This window comes from Xylophilus sp. ASV27 (genome assembly GCF_016428875.1).
In the GTDB taxonomy this organism is placed as follows: Bacteria; Pseudomonadota; Gammaproteobacteria; order Burkholderiales; family Burkholderiaceae_C; genus Xylophilus.
The window spans coordinates 1-2,557 of sequence record NZ_JAELTO010000208.1 but is presented as its reverse complement, the minus strand read 5'-3'; the positions used below and the strand labels follow the sequence as shown (position 1 = coordinate 2,557).

At 66.6% G+C, this 2,557-nt stretch carries 2 protein-coding genes and 1 pseudogene; 1 reads left to right on the top strand and 2 read right to left on the bottom strand.

Features of this window, described 5'->3' with window-relative positions; genetic code table 11:
• A pseudogene (locus JHD63_RS22280) lies at nucleotides 1–142 on the bottom strand (electron transfer flavoprotein subunit beta/FixA family protein); the annotation flags it as partial.
• A 21-nt stretch (nucleotides 143–163) separates the two neighbouring features.
• Nucleotides 164–1,330, bottom strand: a complete 1,167-nt coding sequence (locus JHD63_RS22275) for an acyl-CoA dehydrogenase family protein (RefSeq protein WP_198972965.1) — start codon at nucleotides 1,328–1,330, stop codon at nucleotides 164–166.
• 109 nt (nucleotides 1,331–1,439) lie between these two features.
• Here JHD63_RS22275 and JHD63_RS22270 point away from each other — a divergent pair, with 109 nt between their 5' ends.
• Entirely contained in the window at nucleotides 1,440–2,369 is a 930-nt protein-coding gene (locus tag JHD63_RS22270) for a LysR family transcriptional regulator (protein ID WP_198972964.1), read from the top strand.
• Nucleotides 2,370–2,557: the final 188 nt, after the last annotated feature.

Here is a 2,557-nt window from a genome sequence, read left to right as displayed (position 1 = left end):
GCACCGCCTCTTCAATGGCGATTTCGTCGAAGGGGTTCATGCTCATCTTCACGTTGGCGATGTCCACGCCCGTGCCGTCCGATTTCACTCGGACTTTCACGTTGTAGTCCACCACCCGCTTCACGGGGACGAGAATTTTCATGCTGAAGAGTCCTTCAAAAGATCAGTACGACCGGGGTAACTGGAGCACGTGCTCCGCGACGTGCCCCAGGATCATGTTGGTGGAGATCGGCGCGACCTGGTACAGGCGCGTCTCGCGGAACTTGCGCTCCACGTCGTATTCGCAGGCGAAGCCGAAGCCGCCGTGCGTTTGCAGGCAGGCGTTGGCGGCTTCCCAGCTCGCCTTGGCGGCGAGGTACTTGGCCATGTTGGCTTCCACGCCCGCGTTCTGGCGCGCGTCGATCTTCTGGCAGGCCTTCCAGCGCATCAGGTTGGCCGCCTCCAGCTCGATGAAGCACTCGGCCAGCGGGAACTGGATGCCCTGGTTCTGGCCAATGGGACGGCCGAACACCTTGCGCTCGCTGGCGTAGTCGCGCGCCTTCTCCAGGAACCAGTAGCCGTCGCCGATGCACTCGGAGGCGATCAGCGTGCGCTCGGCGTTCAACCCGTCGAAGATCACCTTCAGGCCCTTGCCCTCGGTGCCCAGCAGCGCGTCCTCGGGCAGTTCCAGGTTGTCGAAGAACAGCTCGTTGGTCTCGTGGTTGACCATGTTCAGGATGGGTCGCACGGTCAGGCCGTGGCCAATGGCCTTGTCCAGCTCGACGATGAAGCACGACAGCCCGTCGCTCTTCTTCTGCACGTGCTCCAGCGGCGTGGTGCGCGCCAGCAGGATCAGCAGGTCGCTGTGCTGTACGCGGCTGATCCAGACCTTCTGGCCGTTGACGACCCAGCGGCCGTCCTTCCTCACGGCCGTGGTCTTGAGCTTGGTGGTGTCGCTGCCGGTGGTGGGCTCGGTCACGCCCATGGACTGCACGCGCAGTTCGCCGGCGGCGATGCGGGGCAGGTACTTCTGCTTCTGCGCCTCGGTGCCGCTGAAGACGATGGTGTTCATCACGTACATCTGGCCGTGGCAGGCGCCGGAGTTACCGCCGCTGCGGTTGATCTCTTCCATGATGACCGAGGCCTCGGCCATCGACAGACCCGGGCCGCCGTACTCCTGCGGGATCAGCGCGGCCAGCCAGCCGGCCTTGGTAAGGGCGTTGACGAATTCCTCGGGGTAGCCGCGCGCCTCGTCGATCCTGCGGTGGTATTCGGCCGGGAACTGGCCGCACAGGCCGCGCACCGCGTCGCGGATTTCCTGGTACTGGTCGGGGGCGGAAAGGGCGCTCATGGGGGGAGTCTCCGGGGGTCGGTTCGTGAGTCAATAGTAATATCTGATGGATTCTGGAAAAAATAGAATTTCCTGATGGAAGCATCAGTTTTCGGCATCGGAGCTTTCCATGGACCTCAAGCAACTGCGCGCCTTCGTCACCGTGGCCGAGACCGGCAACGTCACCCGCGCCTCGGCCCTGCTCAACCTGGTGCAGCCCGCGGTGTCGCGCCAGTTGCGCATGCTCGAGGAAGACCTGGGCACAGAGCTGTTCGACCGCGGCCGCCACGGCATGCAGCTCACGCCCGCGGGCAAGACCATGCTGGAATACGCGCGCCGCATCCTGGGCGAGGTGGCGCGCGCCAAGGCCGAGATCCAGCCCACCGAAGGGCCGGTGGCCGGCATCGTGGGCATCGGCCTGCTGGCCAGCACCTCGGACCTGCTGGCCACGCTGCTGGCCACCGAGGTCGCGCGGCGCTACCCGCATATCCGCCTGCGGCTGACCATCGGCTACGCCGGGCACCTGCAGGACTGGCTCGAGGCCGGCGACGTGGATGCCGCCCTGCTCTACGGCCAGAAGGAAACGCCCGCGTTGCACGTGAAGGCGCTGCTGGAGGAAAGCCTGTGGGTGGTGGCCGCGCCGTCGGCCAGGCTCTCGCGCAAGCGCCCTCTCCCCCTGGCGCGCGTGGCGCGCGAACCCTTCGTGCTGCCCGCCGCGCCGCAGGGCTTGCGCGCGGCCATAGAACACGCCGCGGCCGAGGCCGAACTGACGCTGCAGGTCTTTGCCGAGACCAATGCGCTGAGCGTGCAGAAGGAACTGGTCGCGCGGGGACACGGCTGGACCATCCTGCCCGCGGTGGCTGTGACGCAGGAAGTGGAGCGCGGCCTGCTCAGCGCGGCCCCGCTCGCCAGCCCGGGCCTCAGGCGCACCATCGTGCTCGCCGCGCCAAGCCGCAGGCAGGCCACGGCGCCCGTGCGCTGCGTGGTCGGCGTGCTGCTGGACTGCGTGAAGGCGACCTTCGAGCAGGGCCGGTGGCCGGATGCGCGCTGGCTGGGCTGAGAATGCGCGTCCCGTTGCGCCAGACCCTCGCCCCCGCCGTGCCCTCGCAACGGCACCTTCGCTAGTCTTACTGTGTCATAAAAGATGCTTTGCGCTTGCCCTTCCGCAGCATGGGCACTGCCCGAGACGAGCGATCAGTTGGTAGCTCAGTCGATGACGCAGTGTCGTGATCGACGTCGCCACGTGGC

Excerpts from the sequence above, each read along its gene's own strand:
- JHD63_RS22270 (WP_198972964.1), top strand. The coding sequence starts at position 1,440 with ATGGACCTCAAGCAACTGCGCGCCTTCGTCACCGTGGCCGAGACCGGC.
- JHD63_RS22275 (WP_198972965.1), bottom strand. The coding sequence starts at position 1,330 with ATGAGCGCCCTTTCCGCCCCCGACCAGTACCAGGAAATCCGCGACGCG.